Annotated in this window: 2 protein-coding genes; both read right to left on the minus strand. The window is 62.5% G+C overall.

The window, feature by feature from the left end; translation table 11 throughout:
* Window positions 1-96: 96 nt before the first annotated feature.
* Window positions 97-1410, minus strand: coding sequence for an LPD11 domain-containing protein (locus tag B5G37_RS15605; protein ID WP_087258888.1), 1314 nt, complete (start codon window positions 1408-1410; stop codon window positions 97-99).
* Window positions 1411-1437: 27 nt separating this feature from the next.
* The gene (locus tag B5G37_RS14165; protein WP_087258890.1) at window positions 1438-3084 is read right to left on the minus strand and encodes a hypothetical protein; all 1647 of its coding nucleotides are present in this window, start codon (window positions 3082-3084) and stop codon (window positions 1438-1440) included.
* Window positions 3085-3111 lie beyond the last annotated feature (27 nt).

Here is a 3111-nt window from a genome sequence, read left to right on the forward strand (position 1 = left end):
GGAGCGCGGACCCGTTCTCATCCTGTTGGATGTCGATGGCATGGGGCGTGCCGTCCGTTGGTATGAGCATTCCCTTCATGATGGGGCCTTCTTTCTCTATCGCTGGTTTTCATGGGTCGGGGCGTCAGGCGCGTGGGCGTCGAGTGCACGGGAGGAGTCCCTTGCGCTCTTGGCCTCCCCGCTGAGGCTCACGGATTCCTTCTGCCCGGCTGTGTTGTCGCGTTGGGCGAGCATGTCGTGCTCGTACCGGTCGATGTCCTGCATGGTGAGCCAGTCCGGCTTCTCGGGGAGCTTGTCGTAGAGTTCCCGCATCTTGGAGACCTGTGCCTCGATGTTTCCGGCCCACAGGTTCTTCTGGGTAGCCGTCATGTCCATGCCGAAGTCCACGCACGCGCCGAGGTAGTAGTCGCAGTCGGACTTCAACCGATCGAGGAGCTGGTAGTCATAGGTGGACGGCTCTTCGGGGCCGGGCGCGGGGGTCGGTTCCTCTCCGACGGCGGGTTGCAGTGTCTCCTTGGCGGTGTTGAGCCAGTCGGTCACGTTTTGCAGGTCGGTGCCTGCCACGGTCCATGATGGAACGCCGCCGTCAAGGCTGAACGACCGCATGTCGCTCAGGGGTGTGCCGGATTCATCCATGCCGAGGAGGGTGCTCATGTAGTAGCGGCTGACGAACTGGCCGCCCTGCTCCGTGTCTTTCGTCATGTCGTAGAACTCCACGAGGGGCAGGCCGTGCCCGTAGAGCTGGCAGTCGTTGATCCGCTCCCCGATGTGGGGTGCCCCGCTGCCGATGGTGTCCCCGTAGACAAGATTGCCGTTCACGCCGTAATGTTCGCCCTCCTGTACGAGGTGGACGCGCCAGCCGCCCGTGAGGAGGTCGTGCAGCGGATTCCGGTCGGGGGCTGCGGTCTGATGGTATCGCGGGTCGTTGGCGATGGCCTCGGCTTTCCGCAGGCAGTCTCCGATCGGCTGGGTGTCGAAGCAGTCTTGGATGAGGTCGATCTGTTCGTTGGTGAGGATGGCGTGGGCATCCGATGCTGCCGGTGGGATTTTCTCGAAGCTGAGGAGCTGCCCGTCAAGATACCAGCCTCCGTCGAGGCTCACGTACTCGCTGTCGTCGCTTTCCAAAATGTCCTGATCCAGTTCTCCCTGTGGGGTGAGGCCCATGATCTCCCGCAGGTCGTCCGGGGTGCCGTAGCAGAGAATGGCGTCCTTGGTCTCCTGCATTGAATCGAGAATATCCATGGTGTCCGGACGGTAATTGGCCGGGGCGATACAGAAGTACGGGGCGGCGTAGTTGGTGTTGTGCCCTTCGATCTGGTAGGTGAATATGCCGAGGGCGTCAGGCCCGGCCCCGAGTCCGATGCGCAGCAGTTGGAGCTTGAGGGGTATCTGGTTGTCGTATTCCGCCATGGTGACGGCTCCTTTCTGAAATGGTGGTTATCGTTGGGTTTCCTGTGCCGGGGCATCCGGTGCGGAGGTTCCGCCGAGGGCCTGTGAGGCGTCGCGGCTGGCCTTGGCCTCCCCGCTGAGGCTCACGGCCTGCTCCTTGTCTGGCGGCGTGTATCGAGGGCTGGGCACGTTCTCCTCCAAGGTGTGATTGTCGTGGAGGTAGGCGTAATGCCCGTCGTAGGTGCAGGCATCGACTTGCAGGCAGATGTCGGTGCGGTTGATCGCGTCCGTCAGGTCGGTGCGGGTGATGAAGTCGAAGGCGTGGTTGACCATGATGCCGGGCTTCACGTCCGCGTAGGGGCAGTCGTAGCTGGACGGGCTGTCGGCTAAGCGGACGCCGTACCGGTGCCAGCCGTCCGGAACACGTTCCATGGGGATGCGGGCGTCATTGGTCCATGCGGTGATGTGCTGCCCGTCGTTGAGGGTCAGGTTCAGGCCCATCAGCAGTTCCTTCGATGCGGAGGGCTGCGCCGCTTGAATATAGGATTGGATGCGGGACAGGGATTCGGTGTCGGTGCCGTCAAGGATGTCCTCGCATATCTGCAACAGGTCATCGTCGAACTTGCCGTCTATGTACGCATACATCTCATAATTCAGATCAGGGATGCCGGTGACTCTGCGCAGATCGAGGATGATGTCGAAGTCGAGGGTGCCGCCGCCATGACGCGCGACTTCACATACCAGAGGATACTGTTCGCGTGCCACGTCCAGATCGCTCAGATCGATGCTCGCCGCCATGCGTCGCACCTCATCCTCGGTCGGTGGCTGACCGGATGCGTCGGTTTCCGGCCTTTCGGTTGTCTCCTTGGAAACCGTGCCGTCGGCGGTGTGTTCAAGCACCGGCTCGTATGGCTCCGGTGCCGTGGTGTAGAAGACGTTATCGGTGCGTCCCTCGTCGAACTGCCGGTCGAGGGCCATGCTGAGCGCGGCGTTGCCGCCAGCATTGTAGGTTTCGACCCATTCGGCGTCGCGGTCGGGTTCGTTGCCGTCCAGCATGTACATGTCCTGTGCCCACGCTGGTTCGCCCTCGAACGCCTGCTCGTAGTCGGCGGCACGCACGTACCCCCAGTCGCCGATGCGGTATACGTCCTCGTCCTCTTCCAGATCGGCGGGGTCGAGGTGGGGGCGCAGCCGGTCATCGACGCGCTGCACGAGATGCTGCACGTCCTCCAAGGTCAACGGATGTTCGGGCGGCGTGAAGGTGAGCACGGTGAGATGTTTGATGGTGTCCGGATCGAGCCGGGAGGCGAACCGTCCCACGGCGTCGATGATCTCCCTGCGGTTGTCCCACAGGAGGTTGTCGGCCTGCTCTTGGCTGAGGCCCTCCCAGTCGCCGTCCCGGTTGATGCGCATGTAGTCGTCACGGTCGGGGTCCCAGCCCCCGTACCGGGCCTTCTCGGCGATGTCCTCTCTGGTGAGGCCGTGCCCCGCCTGTATGATGGCGAGCCAAGATGGGTACGCCTTGTAATATCCGAGGTCGGAATCGGGGTTCGCTTCGAGAACACGGTCCACCAGTTCCCGCAATGCGTCGATGGACTCCTGCGTGTGGGGTATGGTTTCCGCATGGGCGGACAGGTCCCTGCACATGGCCTGCATGTCCTGCGTCAACTGTTCGTAGGCTTCATCATCGCTCATGTCGATCCTCCTTCTTCAGCGTGCGGT

The organism is Pseudoflavonifractor sp. An85, assembly GCF_002161235.1.
Lineage (GTDB): Bacteria > Bacillota > Clostridia > Oscillospirales > Oscillospiraceae > Enterenecus.

Coding starts and splice junctions, on each gene's coding strand:
- B5G37_RS15605 (WP_087258888.1), bottom strand. CDS start 1,410: ATGGCGGAATACGACAACCAGATACCCCTCAAGCTCCAACTGCTGCGC.
- B5G37_RS14165 (WP_087258890.1), bottom strand. CDS start 3,084: ATGAGCGATGATGAAGCCTACGAACAGTTGACGCAGGACATGCAGGCC.